General features: G+C 39.7%; 16 protein-coding genes. 13 read left to right on the top strand and 3 right to left on the bottom strand.

The window, feature by feature from the left end; genetic code table 11:
* From menE to HMPREF3279_RS03365, 9 genes are all read left to right on the top strand, one after another.
* Positions 1-1,353, top strand: a complete 1,353-nt coding sequence (menE, locus tag HMPREF3279_RS03405) for an o-succinylbenzoate--CoA ligase (RefSeq protein ID WP_070868075.1) — start codon at positions 1-3, stop codon at positions 1,351-1,353.
* Positions 1,354-1,366: 13 nt separating this feature from the next.
* Entirely contained in the window at positions 1,367-4,711 is a 3,345-nt protein-coding gene (gene mscK, locus HMPREF3279_RS03400; protein WP_070868074.1) for a mechanosensitive channel MscK, read from the top strand.
* Positions 4,712-4,726: 15 nt separating this feature from the next.
* Positions 4,727-5,800, top strand: a complete 1,074-nt coding sequence (gene aroC / locus HMPREF3279_RS03395) for a chorismate synthase (RefSeq protein WP_070868073.1) — start codon at positions 4,727-4,729, stop codon at positions 5,798-5,800.
* A 64-nt stretch (positions 5,801-5,864) separates the two neighbouring features.
* Complete coding sequence (gene mepA / locus HMPREF3279_RS03390) at positions 5,865-6,737, top strand: penicillin-insensitive murein endopeptidase (RefSeq protein ID WP_070868072.1); 873 nt, start codon at positions 5,865-5,867, stop codon at positions 6,735-6,737.
* 10 nt (positions 6,738-6,747) lie between these two features.
* Complete coding sequence (locus HMPREF3279_RS03385) at positions 6,748-7,515, top strand: TSUP family transporter (RefSeq protein WP_070868071.1); 768 nt, start codon at positions 6,748-6,750, stop codon at positions 7,513-7,515.
* A 9-nt stretch (positions 7,516-7,524) separates the two neighbouring features.
* Positions 7,525-8,484 (top strand): lauroyl-Kdo(2)-lipid IV(A) myristoyltransferase, encoded by a 960-nt coding sequence (lpxM, locus tag HMPREF3279_RS03380; RefSeq protein ID WP_070868070.1) that lies wholly within the window; start codon positions 7,525-7,527, stop codon positions 8,482-8,484.
* Positions 8,485-8,597: 113 nt separating this feature from the next.
* The gene (gene apt / locus HMPREF3279_RS03375) at positions 8,598-9,140 is read left to right on the top strand and encodes an adenine phosphoribosyltransferase (RefSeq protein WP_005698770.1); all 543 of its coding nucleotides are present in this window, start codon (positions 8,598-8,600) and stop codon (positions 9,138-9,140) included.
* 16 nt (positions 9,141-9,156) lie between these two features.
* Positions 9,157-11,301, top strand: coding sequence for a DNA polymerase III subunit gamma/tau (dnaX, locus tag HMPREF3279_RS03370; protein ID WP_070868069.1), 2,145 nt, complete (start codon positions 9,157-9,159; stop codon positions 11,299-11,301).
* A gap of 40 nt (positions 11,302-11,341) precedes the next feature.
* Entirely contained in the window at positions 11,342-12,190 is an 849-nt protein-coding gene (locus tag HMPREF3279_RS03365) for a DUF808 domain-containing protein (protein ID WP_070868068.1), read from the top strand.
* A 66-nt stretch (positions 12,191-12,256) separates the two neighbouring features.
* Here HMPREF3279_RS03365 and proA read toward each other — a convergent pair whose 3' ends face one another.
* Complete coding sequence (gene proA, locus HMPREF3279_RS03360) at positions 12,257-13,510, bottom strand: glutamate-5-semialdehyde dehydrogenase (protein ID WP_070868067.1); 1,254 nt, start codon at positions 13,508-13,510, stop codon at positions 12,257-12,259.
* A gap of 207 nt (positions 13,511-13,717) precedes the next feature.
* On the opposite strand from proA, the gene HMPREF3279_RS03355 reads away from it, so the two are divergent.
* Entirely contained in the window at positions 13,718-14,098 is a 381-nt protein-coding gene (locus HMPREF3279_RS03355; protein WP_049370285.1) for a CDI toxin immunity protein, read from the top strand.
* A gap of 159 nt (positions 14,099-14,257) precedes the next feature.
* On the opposite strand, the gene HMPREF3279_RS03350 is transcribed toward HMPREF3279_RS03355, so the two are convergent.
* A complete protein-coding gene (locus HMPREF3279_RS03350; RefSeq protein WP_049370286.1) occupies positions 14,258-14,920 on the bottom strand; it encodes a trimeric intracellular cation channel family protein in 663 nt (220 codons plus the stop codon).
* 132 nt (positions 14,921-15,052) lie between these two features.
* On the opposite strand from HMPREF3279_RS03350, the gene HMPREF3279_RS03345 reads away from it, so the two are divergent.
* Positions 15,053-15,853 carry a hypothetical protein gene (locus HMPREF3279_RS03345; RefSeq protein ID WP_070868066.1) on the top strand — a complete coding sequence of 267 codons (801 nt, stop codon included), beginning with the start codon at positions 15,053-15,055 and terminating at the stop codon, positions 15,851-15,853.
* Entirely contained in the window at positions 15,853-16,731 is an 879-nt protein-coding gene (locus HMPREF3279_RS03340) for a DMT family transporter (protein ID WP_070868065.1), read from the top strand. Before HMPREF3279_RS03345 ends, HMPREF3279_RS03340 begins: the two co-directional genes overlap by 1 nt.
* Before the next feature lie 51 nt (positions 16,732-16,782).
* Here the strand turns inward: HMPREF3279_RS03340 and HMPREF3279_RS03335 are convergent, their stop codons facing one another.
* Positions 16,783-17,001 (bottom strand): HP1242/YdcH family protein, encoded by a 219-nt coding sequence (locus HMPREF3279_RS03335; RefSeq protein WP_005695756.1) that lies wholly within the window; start codon positions 16,999-17,001, stop codon positions 16,783-16,785.
* Positions 17,002-17,239: 238 nt separating this feature from the next.
* Between HMPREF3279_RS03335 and serS the strand changes: the two genes are divergently transcribed.
* Positions 17,240-18,529 carry a serine--tRNA ligase gene (gene serS / locus HMPREF3279_RS03330; RefSeq protein ID WP_049370289.1) on the top strand — a complete coding sequence of 430 codons (1,290 nt, stop codon included), beginning with the start codon at positions 17,240-17,242 and terminating at the stop codon, positions 18,527-18,529.
* Positions 18,530-18,602 lie beyond the last annotated feature (73 nt).

Below are 18,602 nucleotides of genomic sequence, written 5' to 3'. Positions count from 1 at the left end.
ATGCAAAAATTCCCTTGGCAAGCATTTGCCCAAAATTCAGCGTATGCAGATCAGATCGCGTTGCGAAATTCGCAGGGCGATCCTTTTACTTGGGTGGAACTTGCTGAGAAAATTAATCAAGTGGAAGCCTTTCTTTTACAACAAGGTGTGACAGCGCAAAGTGCGGTCGCTTTTTGTGGTAAAAATTCAGAACAGATCTTATTTCTCTATTTAGCGGTCATTCAGCTAGGCGCAAAAATTTTAGGTATCAATCCGGCATTTCCTCAAGAAAAAAGAGAAGAGTTGTGCCAAGTGTATGGTGTGGATTTTTGTTATCAAAGCGAAGATATTCGCTATTTAGTTACTAAAGTATTACCCGAACATAAAGCGAATTTTACAAAAGCAGCCACGATGACGCTCACATCGGGTTCGACTGGTTTGCCTAAGGCGGTGGTGCATAATATTTCTGCTCATTTAGCTAATGCGGAAGGCGTTTGTGCCTTAATGAATTTTGGCAAAGATCAATCATGGCTACTTTCTTTACCGCTTTATCATGTTTCTGGACAAGGTATTGTGTGGCGTTGGCTTTACGCAGGGGCAACCTTAGTTTTACCGAAAGAAGATTTTTATCAATCTATTGGTGAGGTTTCCCATGTTTCTCTCGTGCCAACTCAATTACAACGTTGGTTTGATTATTTGGTAGAGCATCCTCAATCTATTCATACGCAAGCGGCATTATTGGGTGGAACGCAAATCCCTGTTAAATTAACCCAAGCATTAAATGAATTAGGGATTCGAAGTTATTCAGGTTATGGTATGACCGAAATGGCTTCTACCGCATTCGCTAAACAATCAGATGGAAAAATAGGTGTGGGGCAGCCTTTGCTTGGTAGAGAGTTCAAGTTAGTGAATGAAGAAGTTTGGTTAAAAGGTGCCGGGCTTGCCATGGGATATTGGCGCAATGGGTGTGTTGACCCACTAACTAATGTTGAAGGTTGGTTCCAAACCAAAGATAAAGGTCAATGGCTTGATGATGAATTAGTCATTCAAGGCCGATTGGATAATATGTTTATTTCTGGCGGTGAAAATATTCAGCCGGAAGAAATTGAAAAAGTGATTGCACAATCAGATTTAGTGAAGCAAGTCTTTGTTTTGCCTAAACATGATGAGGAATTTGGCCATCGTCCTGTCGCGATTGTTGAATTTCATACCTCATTTAATGAAAGTGCGGTTGAATCTCTCAACGTTTTTTTACAAGGGCGATTGGAACGATTTAAGCAACCCGTTGCCTACTATGAACTCCCGAAGGATTTAATCCAAGGGGCAATAAAGATTTCTCGCAAAGCACTCGCCGATTGGCTGTCGCAAAAATAGGAAAGTTAGTTTAATGAAAAAAATCTCTCGTGTTTTGACCGCACTTGGTCTTTCATTTGTTTTTACGCTGGCACTTTCTCAGCCTGTTTGGGCAGAGAATAGTAATGCTGATTTACCGTCGGAAAAAACGCTAAAAAGTGAATTAGCCGAGGTACAAAAATTACCGGATGGTGATGAAAAGACAAATAATATTGCGACAATCCAGGCTTCGCTTGATTTCTTGCAACAAATTCAAACACAGCAAAAAAATAATAACGATTTGCAGGATACGCTTATTGATGCAGATTCTGAAATTCAGAAGAATAGTGCTGATCTTCAAAATCTTAAAAAACAGCTAAGCACGCCAAGTAACACCGATTATGCTTCACAAAGCTTAGCCAATCTACAGGCTCAAGTTGAGAAACTGACCAATCAACAACAAGATGCCCAATCTGCATTAAGTGCGGTGAATACGCAACTTGCAGGGCAGAGCTCTGTGTCGGAACGTGCTCAAACAGCCTTAACAGATAATGTTAAACGTACGCAAGAATTGAATCAGAAATTAGCTGATCCAACGACAAGTTCACTATTAAAACAGCAAATTCAGCTTGAATTACAACTGATTGAGCTAAAAAATATCTATAATCAAGTGCTGTTAAAAAATAGCGATCAGTTGACTGTGCTTTATCGAAGTCGATATGAGTTATTAAATACTCGTGTTCAAGCATTGCAGCAACAAATTGCAGCCATTCAAGAAGCGATTAATCAAAAGAATTTGGCTAAAACACAAAACCAAGTTGAGCAAGCACAACAACAAAGCCAAAATGTTGAGCAAAATCCGTTGATTCAGAAAGAATTGAATTTGAATGCGCAGCTTAGCCAATATTTACTTGAGCAAACAGAGAAAACCAATACATTAACGCAAGATGAATTACGCATGCGAAATGTGTTGGATAACTTAACGCAGACACAACGTACCATTGATGAGCAAATCAGTGCGTTACAAGGCACGTTGGTGCTTTCTCGCATTATTCAGCAACAAAAACAAAAATTACCGACCAATTTAAATATTCAAGGTCTTTCAAAGCAAATTGCGGATTTGCGTGTACAGATCTTCGATATTACGCAAAAACGTAATGAGCTTTATGATATTGATGCCTACATCAGTAAAATTGAGCAGGATGAAAACAAATCGTTTACACCGGCGGAAAAAGCACAATTAACCAATTTATTGACAGAACGTCGAAAAGTGGCTTCTGATTTGATTAAGTCATTGAATAATCAGTTAAATTTGGCGATTTCCTTAGAGCTAACCCAGCAACAAATTACACAAATCAGTGATCAGATCCAGTCTAAACTTGATCAACAAAGTTTCTGGGTAAAAAGTAATAACCCAATTAATCTAGATTGGTTCAAGAAATTACCGATGTCACTCAAAGCGCAATTTGATGGTATTGGTAAAAAATTAGGTTTTCCAACAAACTTTGATAATTTGCCGTATTTACTCACTTATGTCTTTATTTTGTTTGTGATTGGTGGGTTGATTTTCAAATTTAAAGAATCGATTAAACAACGTTTGAGCGTGATTAATGGCGAAATTAATAAGCTTCGTTCTGATAGCCAGTGGCATACGCCGCTTGCGTTATTTTATACGGCGCTTTTATCGTTATCAGGTACCCTTTGGTTTTTAGCAGCTTGCCAACTTTTAGGCTTTTTCTTTGTAAAAAATCCACAAGAGTTTTGGGAATGGTCGCTCAGTATGGCGGGCTATTGGTGGTTCTTTAGTTTTGTTTTAGCTATTCTTCGTCCGAATGGTATTTTAGTACGCCATTTTGGTTTTGCTAAAGAGAGTGCAGCGAGCCTACAAGACGTCACGAAACGTATTATTGTTTCTGTTGTGTTATTACTGAATACGTCAATTTTCAGTAATGTCATGGATACAGGTTTAGCAAATGACGTATTGGGTGAAATTAATACCATTGTTGCTTTGCTTTTCTGCATTGTAATTATTGCACCACGTTTTATTCGTACTGAAAAATCATTGAGTTCAACGACAACAGATAAGCGTGATAGAACCATTTTCAAAATTGTACGAATCTTATTGCAATTGGTCCCTGTTATTTTAATTACACTAATTGCTTTAGGCTATTATTACACCGCCTTAAATTTAATTACGCATATTATTAATACCTACATTGCATGGGTGGTGTGGTCGTTGGTGCGTCATACAATTTATCGTGGTGTCACCGTAGCATCAAGACGTTTAGCTTATCGTCGTTTACAAGAAAAACGTCAGCAAAAACAACAAGATTCAAGTGATGCTTCAGCCTCTGATGATGTGGTCGTGATTACCGAACAAGAAGAGGGATTGGACTTAAATGAAGTGCGTAGCCAGTTACTACGCTTTGCCGATCTCTTTATTTGGACCGCACTTTTTGTCATCTTTTATTATGTCTGGTCAGATTTAGTTACGGTGGTAAGTTATTTGCGTGATATTACCTTGTGGCAACAAACTTCAACAACTGAAGCGGGCGTGGTGACCGAAACGATTTCACTCTTTAACTTGATTGTTGCGTTAATCATTGTTGTGATTACCTATATTTTAGTGCGTAATATTCAAGGTATTTTAGAAATATTACTCTTCTCCCGAGTGAAACTTTCACAAGGTACGCCTTATACCATTACAACATTATTAACCTATATCTTGGTTGCAGTGGGTGGCGCATGGGCATTTTCTACCCTTGGGATGTCATGGTCTAAATTACAATGGTTATTTGCTGCCCTTTCCGTTGGTCTCGGTTTTGGTATGCAGGAAATTTTTGCGAACTTTGTTTCCGGCATCATTTTATTATTTGAGCGTCCAATTCGTGTGGGCGATACTGTGACAATTAACGATGTAACAGGTACAGTAGCGAAAATCCGTATTCGCGCCATTACGATGATCGATCCGGATCGAAAAGAAGTGATTGTGCCAAATAAATCCTTTGTAACCGGACAAGTGACTAACTGGGCATTATCTAACACCGTTACTCGTTTGGTTATATCCGTTGGGGTGGCTTATGGATCAGATTTAGAGTTGGTGAAACGTTTATTATTGCAAGCTGCAAATGAGCAACCAAGCGTCTTAAAAGATCCAGAACCAAGAGCATTATTCTTAACCTTTGGGGCAAGTACGTTAGATCACGAATTACGTGTTTATGTGGGTCAAGTGTCTGAGCGAAATGATACGCTTGATGCACTTAATCGCCGCGTAAATCAGTTATTTGCTGAAAATAATATTGATATTGCATTCAACCAATTAGATATCTTTATCAAAAACAAAGATACAGGCGAAGAGATTCCATTTATTGATGTGGCAAAATTAGCCAAAAATCATTAATTAAAGAGAGAGAATATGGCAGGGAATACTATCGGACAACTTTTTCGTGTGACGACCTTTGGGGAGTCACATGGTATTGCATTAGGCTGTATCGTAGATGGCGTACCGCCGAATCTTGAATTATCGGAAGCGGATATTCAACCTGATTTAGATCGTCGTAAACCGGGTACCTCGCGTTATACCACACCACGTCGTGAAGACGATGAAGTACAGATTTTATCTGGGGTGTTTGAAGGTAAAACAACCGGTACCAGCATTGGGATGATCATTAAAAATGGAGATCAACGTTCACAAGATTATGGTGATATCAAAGATCGTTTCCGTCCTGGGCATGCGGATTTTACCTATCAACAAAAATACGGTATTCGTGATTATCGCGGAGGTGGACGCTCTTCTGCGCGTGAAACCGCCATGCGTGTTGCTGCAGGAGCGATTGCGAAGAAATATTTACGTGAACAGTTTGGCATTGAAGTACGTGGCTTTTTGAGTCAAATTGGCGAAGTGAAGATTGCACCACAGACTATCGATAAAATTGATTGGGATAAAGTGAATAGCAATCCATTTTTCTGTCCAGATGAAAGTGCGGTCGAAAAATTTGATGAATTAATCCGTGAATTGAAAAAAGAAGGCGATTCGATTGGCGCCAAACTAACCGTGATTGCAGAGAATGTTCCTGTTGGTTTAGGAGAGCCTGTTTTTGATCGACTTGATGCCGATTTAGCCCATGCCTTAATGGGGATTAATGCCGTTAAAGGCGTAGAGATTGGCGATGGTTTTGCGGTGGTTGAACAGCGTGGCAGTCAACATCGTGATGAAATGACACCAAATGGTTTTGAAAGCAACCATGCTGGTGGTATTTTAGGGGGCATTAGCTCTGGGCAGCCAATTATTGCGACCATTGCATTAAAACCAACATCCAGTATTACCATTCCAGGACGCTCGATTAATTTAGAAGGTGATCCTGTCGAAGTGGTGACAAAAGGCCGTCATGATCCTTGTGTCGGTATCCGAGCAGTCCCTATTGCAGAGGCAATGGTCGCGATTGTGTTACTCGACCATTTATTGCGTTTTAAGGCGCAATGCAGATAACTCTTTTAAATTAAGCTTATTTTTTCTTTTATTGAAGATAAGGTCATTCGTTTTAGGAAATCTTATGAATAAATCTTTAGCAAAATTACTTTCAAGTGCGGTTGTTTTAGGGAGTGTTTTTTTCTCGTTACAAACAATGGCATCACCACAAGATTGGCAACGTATTAAACGTCCAATTCCAGCAACAGACGGTAAAGCGAATCCAATTGGTAGCTATTCGAATGGTTGTATTATCGGAGCGGAGCCATTGCCTTATAAAGGTGAGGGATACCAAGTCATTCGTATGAATAAAAACCGCTATTATGGTCATCCGGATATGATTGCTTACTTACAGCGTCTTGGACAAAAGGCGAAGTCAGCAGGCTTACCAACGATGTTAGTTGGGGATATTGCTATGCCAGGCGGTGGTCGCTTTTTAACGGGGCATGCAAGCCATCAAATGGGATTAGATGCGGATATTTGGTTGCGTATGGGCACCATGACAGACAGTGAAGCACTAAATTCAGATGGAAAAGGCTTGCTTGTGGTGAATCGTCAAACACAACGTGTTGATGAAAATGTGTGGAATAACAATCACGCCACGTTAATTAAACTGGCGGCGCAAGATCCCAAAGTGACCCGTATTTTTGTGAACCCCGCGATTAAATTAAAACTTTGTCAAACTGCAGGAGACGATCGTGCTTGGTTACACAAAATTCGCCCATGGTTTGGACATGACTCACACTTCCACGTGCGTATTGCTTGTCCGAAAGATGCCGCTTATTGTGAAGATCAAGCACCTGTACCAGCAGGCGATGGTTGTGGTGATGAACTTTATTCTTGGTTTGAACCCGCAAAACCAGGTTCAGGCTCTTCTAAACCAAAAGTGACACCACCAGAACCGTTTTTATGCCAACAAGTGTTGAGTTCGCCAAATAGTAGCGAATGGTTAGAGTAGGAGTGAAATCATGGAATTGGGGATTGATATATTAGCCATGCTTTTTGCTGCTGCCTTTATTGCCGCATTTATTGATGCGATAGCGGGTGGCGGAGGCTTAATTACAATCCCTGCCTTATTAATGACAGGTATGCCACCAGCAATGGCATTAGGCACGAATAAATTACAAGCATTCGGCGGTGCATTGTCGGCAAGTATTTATTTTCTGCGTAAAAGAGCGGTCAATTTACCAGAGTTTTCTTTCATCTTACTGGTGATTTTTATCGGCTCGGTGATTGGTACGTTACTCATACAAAATTTAGATGCATCATTAATTAAAAAAGGGCTTCCATTTCTCATTTTAGCGATCGGCTTATACTTTTTATTTACGCCTAAATTGGGCGAAAGTGATCGCAAACAACGAATTTCTTACGGTGTTTTTGCATTATGTTTTGGTTCATTACTGGGGTTTTATGACGGCTTTTTCGGGCCGGGAACAGGTTCATTAATGAATCTTGCTTGTGTGACGTTACTTGGATTTAACCTCACTAAAGCGACGGCGCATGCCAAAGTGATGAATTTAACCTCAAATTTAGCCTCATTAATTTTTTTTCTAATTGGTGGTCATGTGCTTTGGACTGTCGGTTTAGTGATGATGGCAGGAAGCCTGATAGGTGCAAATTTAGGGGCTAAAATGGTGATGGCAAAAGGCAAACAACTGATTAGACCGATGGTGGTGATTATGTCATTTATCATGACGATAAAAATGGCGTATGATCAAGGTTGGTTTCATTTTTAACAATTGATTATGACAGATTCTCAGAAAAAATTACGTATTACGGCACGAACGGGTTATGAACCACATTTTTCATGGTCATATTTGCACCCGAAAAATTGGGGCATTTGGCTTGGTATTTTTGTGCTTTTGTTACTTGCTTTTGTGCCGTTTCGTTTACGCGATAAAATGGCCGAGAAACTGGCGCGTGCGCTGACGAAAAAAATTGGTAAACCACGTATTCGTGCCGAGATTAATTTGAAACTTTGTTTTCCAGATTGGACGGATGAGCAACGTAACAAAGTAATTGAAGAGATGTTTGTGACAGTCGCACAAGTAATGCTCGGTATTGGTGAAATTGCCATTCGTTCTAAAAAACATTTACAGAAACGTAGCGAATTCATTGGCCTTGAGCATATCAAGCAAGCGAAAGCCGAAGGGCATAACATCATTTTAATGGTGCCACATGGTTGGGCGATTGATGCCTCTGGCATTATTTTGCATACACATGGCATGCCGATGACATCAATGTATAACCCTCACCGAAATCCATTAGTAGATTGGTTATGGACTTTAGCTCGTCAGCGTTTTGGCGGGAAAATGCATGCTCGCCAAAATGGGATTAAGCCGTTTTTAGCGCATATCAAGCAAGGTCAAATGGGATACTATCTTCCAGATGAGGATTTTGGTGCCGAGCAAAGTGTCTTTGTGGATTTCTTTGCCACTTATAAAGCCACCCTTCCTGGGTTAAATAAAATGGCGAAATTAGCAAAAGCGGTCGTTATTCCAATGTTCCCACGCTATAACGCTAAGAGTGGGAAGTATGAAATGGAAATTCGCCCACCGATGCAATTAAGCGAAGACCCTGAGCAATCAGCCCGTGCGATGAACGAGGAGATTGAATATTTTGTTACACCAACCCCCGAACAATATGTCTGGATTTTACAGCTTCTTCGTACCCGAAAAGACGGGGAAGATATTTACCCAGATTAATTCATTTTATTTATAAAAGTGCGGTCAAAATTCACCGCACTTTTGTATTTTTATATGCTAGAATGCGAGCCTAAAAACAGGATTTTTTCTTACTCTTTTTTGAGCAATTATTTATGAACAAACAACTTGAATTAATCAAATCTTCTATCAAATCTATCCCAAATCATCCAAAAGAAGGCATCATTTTCCGTGATATCACGAGTTTACTCGAAGTGCCTGCGGCTTTCAAAGCCACAATCGATTTGATCGTTGAAAAGTATAAAGATCAAGGTCTTACAAAAGTCATTGGTACCGAGTCTCGCGGATTCATTTTTGGTGCGCCAGTTGCATTAGCATTAGGCTTGCCATTTATCCCCGTTCGTAAACCGGGCAAATTACCTCGTGAAGTGATTGCACAGTCTTATCAATTAGAATACGGTCAAGACACCCTTGAATTGCACACTGATGCGATTTCACAAGGCGATAATGTGTTAATCATTGATGACTTGTTGGCAACAGGTGGTACAGTTGAAGCTACCGTGAAATTAGTTCAACGTTTAGGTGGTGAAGTGAAACATGCTGCCTTTGTGATTAATTTGCCAGAATTAGGGGGCGAAAAACGCTTACGTGATTTAGGCATTGATTGCTACACCTTAGTGAATTTTGAAGGCCATTAATTTTTAAAGAGATGCAATGAGCTACCAAGTTTTAGCCAGAAAATGGCGACCAAAAAACTTTTCTGAAGTAGTGGGGCAAAGCCATGTACTCACTGCTTTGGAAAACGGTTTAAAAGAAAACCGTTTGCATCATGCTTATTTATTTTCCGGCACCCGTGGCGTGGGTAAAACCTCTATTGCTCGTTTATTTGCGAAAGGCTTGAACTGCGTAAACGGTATTACTGCCGATCCTTGCGGTGAATGTGAAAACTGCAAAGCGATCGAAGCTGGCAACTTTATTGATTTAATTGAAATCGATGCGGCTTCTCGTACCAAAGTAGAAGATACGCGTGAGTTATTAGACAATGTGCAATATAAGCCGGTAGTAGGGCGTTATAAAGTCTATCTTATCGATGAAGTGCATATGCTTTCCCGCCATTCTTTCAATGCGTTGTTAAAAACCTTGGAAGAACCACCTGAATATGTGAAATTTCTACTCGCGACAACGGATCCGCAAAAATTGCCAATTACGATTTTATCCCGTTGTATGCAATTTCATCTCAAAGCATTAGATGAACCGCAAATTTCAGCACATCTTAATCGGGTGCTTACTGCCGAAAATATTTCCTTTGATGCGCCAGCATTAGATAAATTAGCCAAAGCAGCACAGGGTAGTATTCGTGATAGCTTAAGTTTAACGGATCAAGCCATTGCCATGGGCAACGGTAAGGTTTCTACCGATGTGGTGAATACTATGCTTGGGCTGTTAGATGAAGACCAACCGATTGAAATCATTTACGCCTTACATCAAGGTAACGGTGAGCGTTTAATGAAAACCATCCAAACGGTGGCAGAAAAAGCGGGCGATTGGGATGAGTTACTGGCAGAAACGGCTGAGAAATTGCATCAAATTGCGTTAATGCAGCTACTTGCTAAAAATGCCACGGATGAAAACGATCACTTAGGTTTTCTAGCCAAACATATTTCACCGGAAGACGTACAATTCTTCTATCAAGTGATTGTATCGGGTCGAAAAGAATTAGCTTCAGCGCCAAATCGTCGAATTGGTGCAGAAATGACATTATTGAGGGCATTGGCATTCCACCCAAAGTTCCTTACGGCAGCACAAACGCCTAAACAAGGCGGGCTATCCCCTGAAAATACACAGAAAAGTGCGGTTGAAAATCAGCCTGTTTCTGGGTATGTGGATATGCCGGTGCTGTCGCAAAACATCAAAGCAAATTATTCTGCACAAGCGCAAAAGCCGATGGCTCAATCAGCTGTTGTGCATTCTTCACCTTCTCAACCTGTTTCCACGCAAACCACATCTTCATTGAATTTAGCTAGCCTTGCTGCGCTAGAGGCATTGAATCAATTAACGCAAATTGAGCAATCAGAGCGCCAACATCATCATGATGAACAGCAAGCCGCCGTAGAAGAAACCTTACATCATCTCCAAGAGTTGGATGAGCAAAAAAATTCACCAAAAATGACCGCACTTCCTGTGCGAGAAATGACCCCACCAAAAGCGACGCAAACGAAAAAAGTAGCGGTGTCAAATCCAATGACTCAACAAGCAGAAGCGTTAAAGCAAAGTGTTGAGACGGTTGAAAATACCATTGATGACAATGCTGAAATGGACGCGGAAGAGCAGGAAATTCTGGATGCGGAAACTTACCGTTGGGAGTGGAGTAATCCGGATTTAGCTAAAGTGGATAGCGGTGTGCGACCTTCTGATATTAAACAGGCGATTTTAAAAGATGTGACACCAGAATTGCGTGAGAAAATTATTCAAATTACGCAAAAACAAGATCCTTGGACGGATATCGTTGAACGCTCTGGCGTGATTGGTTTTTCAAAAGAGTTAGCATTAAATTGTTTCATCAAGTCGCAAACAGAAGATGAAATTCAACTTGGGCTTCATTCTGAAAAAGCCCATTTAAAACAAGATCGAAATATTAAAAATTTAGTGGATCATCTTGAACGTTTATATGAAAAACCAGTCAAATTGTCGATTTTTGTTGAAGATTCCGATGTTTTAACACCGATGGATTATCGTAAAAAGGTTTATCAAGACTTGCGTGAACAGGCACGTACGGATTTACAGCAAGATAAAAAACTGCTTTTATTGCAAAAAGAGTTTGATGCGAAGTTGGATGTCGAAAGCATTCGACCAGTTTAAAACTCATTTCTCTAAATTTTAACTTTATAAAGGAAAGAATATGGCGTTTAGCTCTCTTTTTACTCTTATTGATGACATTGCATCGATTCTTGATGATGTCGCCTTGATGACCAAAATGGCAGCTAAGAAAACCGTTGGCGTGGTAGGCGATGACTTAGCCTTAAATGCTAATCAGGTAACAGGGGCATCTTCCGATCGTGAATTACCCATTGTTTGGGCTGTCACCAAAGGATCGTTAGTCAATAAAATCATTTTAATTCCAATTGCTTTACTGCTTTCTGCGTTTTTACCTTGGTTGATCGTGCCACTTTTGATGATAGGTGGGGCATATTTGTGTTTTGAAGGTGTAGAGAAAATTCTACATAAATTTATTGCTCATGAAGAGCACGAAGAAAAAACAACCTTTAATGAAGCCGCTAAAATTAAAGGGGCAATTCGTACGGATTTTGTTCTTTCTGCTGAAATTATTATTATTGCATTGGGCGAATTAACCGAAGCGAGCTTGCTGACTCGCATCATTTCTCTTTCGATAGTGGGTATCGGAATTACTATTTTTGTTTATGGCTTGGTCGCATTGATTGTTAGAGCGGATGATTTCGGCTTATACCTTATCAAAAAAGGGGGCGTAGCGAAGTCAATCGGGAATGCAATTTTAGCGATTATGCCAAAATTTATGCGTTCACTTAGTTTTATCGGTACGCTTGCGATGTTCTTAGTCGGTGGCGGTATTTTTGTGCATAATGTGGATTTTATTCATCATTTGCTCGCTGATTATCAATTAGCAGATGGCTTATTAGGTAATGTGGCAACGTTAGTTGTTGGTGTGATTGTTGGGGCGATTGCTTGTATGATTGTATTACCGGCGATGAAATTATTCGGTAAACACTAAAAACGAGATAAAAAATAACCGCACTTTGATTGTTTCAAGGTGCGGTTTTTTTATGGATGGAACAGACTATTTACGAGAAGTGTAATCGCCGACACAGACCCATTTATAACTGGTTAAGGCTTCTAATCCCATTGGGCCGCGAGCATGAAGTTTTTGAGTACTTACCGCCACTTCAGCACCTAAACCAAATTGCCCGCCATCGGTAAATCGGGTACTTGCATTAACATACACAGCTGCCGCATCTACTTGATTAATAAACTGTGTCGCTAATCGTTGGTTTTCCGTTAAGATACTTTCTGAATGTTGTGTGCCATATTCACGAATGTGAGCAATTGCCTCATCCATATCTTCAACCACCACGACATTGAGATCGAGTGAGCCCCATTCTTGGCGTAGTGCTTGTTCGGTCACTTCTTGCACATCGACATTTGCAGCTTGAAGAATCGAAAGTGCGGTCGATTTTGCATGGAATTTTACTTTTTTCTCGGCTAAATATTTCGCGAGTTTTGGTAGGAAGGTTTCTGCAATCGAGCGTTGAACTAAAAGCGTTTCCAACGTATTACATGTGCTTGGACGTTGGCATTTTGCATTAGCAATCACCGCAAGGGCTTTTTCTTGGTCTGCACTTTCTTCCACAAAAAGATGACAAACACCCACACCACCGACAATCACTGGAATGGTAGAATGTTGTTTACAAAGCTCATGTAAACCGGCGCCCCCACGAGGAATAATCATATCCACGTAGCGATCCAATTTAAGCAGTTGCATCACAAGTTCACGATTCGGATCGGTAATAGCTTGGACTGCATGGCGTGGTAATCCCGCTTGTTCAAGGGCATTTTGTACCACTTCCACTAAAATTTGGTTGGAATGTTGTGTTTCTTTTCCACCACGTAAAATCACGGCATTACCGGTTTTTAAGCAAAGACTCGCCACATCAATGGTGACATTGGGACGTGCTTCGTAAATGGTACCAATTACGCCAAGCGGTGTACGAACGCGTTCGATTTTTAATCCGCTATCTAAGGTGCCCCCATCAATAATTTTTCCCACTGGATCAGTGAGAGAAATCACATGGCGGACATCATTCGCAATACCTTTTAGGCGCTCTTCGGTTAATAAAAGGCGATCAATTAAGGCTTCAGATAAGCCGTTTTGTTTCGCAATTTCAATATCTTTTTGGTTCGCGGCTAGAATACGCTCCGCTTGTTGTTCTAATTGATCTGCAATAATGCTGAGCGCATGATTTTTTTCAGTGGTGTTTAACTGCGCTAAAATAAAGGCTGCATCTTTGGCCTGTTTGCCCATTTGTTCTAACATATCGAATCCCTTGTTATTGCAACAAAAATATGGTGTAGCTTATCGTAAAAATGCGTAAGGTGAAATGATTAAAATTAAGGATTTTGTGAATTATGAGTAATGATTTATCATCTAGTCAGTTTATATCCCGTGAGTAGGGTGCGATTTGAGAATTTATAAACCCTACTTAAGTCTTAATATTTCTTAAACAATAAAATAAAGGTTTGTATGACATTATTTGAAGAGTGTGTAGAAGCTCTTTCAGACGATTTTAGCCTCTTATCAGAAGAAAAAGAGAAAGAGGTTCTAAATATTTTTTATAAATATCCATTTGAGTATGGAAATATAAATAAATTAAAGGAAGGTATTGTTACTTTAAAATTTGATAAATTGATTAAATTGGTTGAAGAAAAAGTAAAATCTTCAGAAGTTTATGTTTTAGCCGATATAAATGGAGTACCTATCTTTAAAACTAATTTATTCTTAGCTTTAGAAAAAATAGATGATATATCTGCATTATCAACAAAAGTGTTTTTGCTTGGGGATGGTTATTTGGCTCAAATAGTGCCCCAAACACCTCCATTAGATATTGTAGCCTTGAATTCTTAGTAGTTTGTGAGTCGTTTGGGATTTTAGCCGTGTACAATCAAAGTGTTAGAACATAAAATGTGTTTGGTTTTTAAGAAATTTTTAAATGCTTTTATCTTATGGCCCATCATACTATTTCTTTAATTAAAGAAATCTAAATTTACATCTTATCCATTATTTCTATTTCGTTTTCTTCGGTAATTTATCATTTGTTTCCTCTTCTTGCTCTTGGAAATCGAAAACGGGTAATCCCCAACCAAATCGAACTGCAAGTAAGCGCAATGCAAAACCACTGAATAACGTGAGTAAAATTGAAAGCGTGTGTTCTACTTGAAGGTGTTGTAATGCCATATACATAGCGGCAGAGAAGAATGACACGCTGGCGTAAAGTTCTTTTTGGAATACAAGGGGAATGCGGTTACAGAGTAAATCACGTAATACACCACCAAATGCCCCTGTCACCGTTGCCGCAATGGATGTCACGGTAAAGCCATAACCCATATCAATGGCAATCTGCGCACCGATAATGGAATACACGATTAATCCTAAAGCATCTAACACCAAGAAAATCGTGCGGAAGTAGCGCATGAAATGTTTGATGAAGGGCGCGATAAAAACCGTTAATACAGCTGCACCAGCCACCATAATGAAATATTCAGGATGTTTAACCCAGCCAAGCGGGTAGTGCCCAAGTAAAACATCGCGTACCGAACCGCCGCCAATCGCCGTCACGCAGGCAATAATAATTACCCCAAAAATATCCATTTTTTCTCGTCCAGCGGCTAATGCGCCGGTAATTCCTTCGGCAGTTATTCCAATAATATAAAGTACGCTTAATAGCATTTTTTGTGGTTCCTAAAGTGCGGTTATCATTTTGCTTATTTTAAAAGGGAATGAGTCAAAATGCACGAAAGCCATTAAAAAAAGCTGTAAATTTTGGCATAATGACGCCTTCTTTTTCTAATCGAGAATCTTATGTCAGAAGAACAATCCAAACCCTTAGCCGCATTTCTTGCTCTCTTGCCAATTGGGTTGCTATTAATTATTGAATTTTTTGCAGAGTCTTTGCAATCTGCTGAAAAATTGATTCCTCATTTAGCCTTTGGTGTGCTGATTGCTCAGTTACTTTGTTTGGTTGCGTTTATTAAAGGCGAAATTTGCCCAGGGCAGCGCGGACGTTTAATCAAAGCAAATGTCTGTTTTGCACTTTATTGGTTAGTTTGGCTTGGGATGAGCTTAGCCTCACCACATCATTACGTGATGACTGATATTGTCAGCTTATGCGGATTATCTGCTGTATATGCAGTATGGAAACAACCTAAGGATGAAGTCGCTCGCCGTGGTTTTCTCTTAATGGCATCGTTGGTGAGTGGATTGGGTGTGATTGCCTATTTGATGATTTTCTTTGGCAATCCAACACCAAATTTCGTGCAATATAATCCATTGGCGCAAGCGGTGATGGGGGTATTATTGGCGAATTTATGCTTGTCTGTTTCTCGTAATCGTCTGCAAGGTTTCATTGCGTTACTGCCATTGTTGATGATTTTACTGCTTGCACTGAATGCGTTGGCAGTACTGATCTTTATTATTTATCAAGGTGTAAGTGCGGTCAGTTTTGATGGTGTTTTCGCATACGGTATTTATTTTGTTCTTCATTTAGTAATAGCAGGGATATTGCTTTTTCACAGTGTTAATAAATGGAAACTAAGTTATAACAGCTTACTCATTTTGTTCTTTATGGCGGCGAGTTTGCCAGTCTGGGCGATGTTTATTTAATGGACAAAATAAAATCTTACGCCGCCCCGATGTTAGTTGTGGGCTGCGTGCTATTCGGTTTAGGAAGCCTAATTGTTAAGTTTGTGCCAGTGGGTGGTTATGCAATTGCGTTCTGGCGCTTACTCATTGCCTCTTTTATTTTCTGGTTCTTAATGAAATTAAAACGACAGCGTTTCCCGAAAAGCCGTAAAGCGATGATGTATGCCACATTAGCCGGCATCTTTTTAGCTTTTGATTTATCTTTTTGGCATGAAAGTGTATATGCCGTAGGGCCGGGTATTTCAACATTGCTGAATAGCTTGCAGATTTTCTTTTTGGCCGCAATTGGCTATTTTTTCTTTGGTGAACGCCAAACGAAATTACAAATGTTAAGCCTTTTTTTAGCGGTTGCGGGTGTAGTCTTAATCTCAGGGGAAGAGTTACAACATAATTTTGACGGCATGTACGGCATTATCATTGGGCTCATTTCGGCAGGCATGCTTGCCGCTTCAATGATTATGATTAAAAAAGTGCACGAAGAAGAACCCACCGCTTTATTTTCGTTAATGTTTATTTTGAGTTTAAGTGGTGCGATTGTCTTAATTGTTCCTTCGTTGATTTTTAATTCCGATAACCTCTATCCTACCACTTTCACCGATTGGGGATTGGTGTTCATTTATGGTGCAGTGATGCAATGTGTCGCTTGGGGCATGATTGCTTATACCATTCCTTATTTGTCGTTAGGTTTAACCGGTTTGTTGCTTCTTTCCGAACCGGTGGTGGCGCTTGTGATTGATTATTTTGGCTTGGATAAGCCCATCAATCATTGGCAATGGACGGGAGCAGTGCTGACATTAGTAGCGATTTATCTGGGCTCTCAAAAGAATAAAACCACTTAAAACAAAAAAGTGCGGTAAATTTCACCGCACTTTGTCTTCACATTAAACCAATTACTCAGCTGCTTTCTTTTTCAAGTATTGATAGAGCTCGTCTTTAATCCGTAATTTTTCTTTTTTCAAGTTCTCAATTTCCGTATGAGTAGCGAGTTCTATGTTATCAATCTTATTTTTGATCTCTTGGTCTAACACATTGTGTTTTTCAAACAAGCGATCAAAATAAGCATCTTTGTTTTTGAGATTAGTAATTAAATCGCGAAATTCAGGAAACATAGGTTACTCCTCTTGGTTAACGTTCATTTTTATTATAGAACTTTTTTTTGCTGTTTCTAGTGCCTCATTCTCAGAATTTGACAGAGATCACAAAATTAAATCATGGCAAAGTGCGGCCATAAAATTGGATGTTTTTGAAGAGGTTAATAAAAGAAAAATCAGGCTTTTAACTGGTTTATTTGCTCAAAGCACGCTAGAATAAAGGTATCTGTTTCATAATGAAAAATAGGGAATTCCAATGATCGATCCAAATTTACTCCGTAATAATCTGGCTGAAGTAGCAGAAAAATTAAAAGTAAAACGTAACTTTATTCTTGATACGGAAAAACTTACCGCATTAGAAGAACAACGCAAAGATTTACAAGTAAAAACTGAAACATTACAAGCAGAGCGTAACGCGCGTTCCAAAGCCATTGGTGCGGCAAAAGCACGTGGTGAAGACATTGCACCATTATTGGCTGAAGTGGATAACATGGGCGAACAGCTAAACGAAGCGAAAACTCAACTTGATGCTGTGTTAGCAGAAATCAATCAAATCGCGTTAAGCATTCCAAACCTTCCAGCAGATGAAGTGCCATTAGGTAAAGATGACACTGAAAATAAAGAAATTTTACGTTGGGGTACGCCGCGTACATTTGATTTTGAGATCAAAGATCACGTGTCATTAGGTGAAGATACCAATGGCTTAGATTTTGCAGCAGGGGCTAAATTAGCGGGTGCGCGTTTTGCGGTAATGAAAGGTCAAATTGCTAAAATGCACCGTGCATTAGCGCAATTTATGTTAGATCTTCATACTGAACAACATGGCTATTTAGAAGCTTATGTACCTTATTTAGTTAACCATGCGACCCTTTATGGTACAGGCCAATTACCAAAATTTGGCGAAGATTTATTCCATACTTTAGCGTTAGAAGGCGAACAACCTTACGCATTAATTCCAACAGCGGAAGTGCCAGTGACTAACCTTGTACGTGATGTGATTGTTGATGAAGCAGATTTGCCAATCAAAATGACCGCACATACACCATGTTTCCGTTCTGAAGCAGGATCTTATGGTCGTGATACCCGTGGTTTAATTCGTATGCACCAATTCGATAAAGTGGAAATGGTACAAATCGTTGATCCTGATAAATCTATGGAAGCGCTTGAAGAATTAACAGGCCATGCAGAAAAAGTATTACAGCTTTTAAATCTGCCATATCGTAAAGTATTACTTTGTACTGGTGATATGGGCTTTGGTTCTTGCAAAACTTACGACTTAGAAGTGTGGGTGCCTGCACAAGATACTTACCGTGAGATTTCTTCTTGCTCTAACATGTGGGATTTCCAAGCGCGTCGTATGCAAGCACGTTGCAAAGCAAAAGGTGATAAGAAAACTCGCTTAGTGCATACATTGAATGGCTCTGGTTTGGCAGTGGGTCGTACATTAGTGGCGGTGCTTGAGAACTATCAAAATGCAGACGGCTCAATTACAGTGCCGGAAGTATTACGTCCTTACATGGGCGGATTAGAAGTGATCTGCAAATAATCAAAAAAATATTAATTCAATTTAGGGCTAATGTTTATTAGCCCTTTCTTTCATTTAGAGAAATGAGATTTTT

Origin of the sequence: Haemophilus sp. HMSC71H05 (genome assembly GCF_001838635.1) — a bacterium.
Classification (GTDB): domain Bacteria; phylum Pseudomonadota; class Gammaproteobacteria; order Enterobacterales; family Pasteurellaceae; genus Haemophilus_D; species Haemophilus_D parainfluenzae_R.
This window is presented reverse-complemented; position numbering and strand designations above follow the sequence as displayed.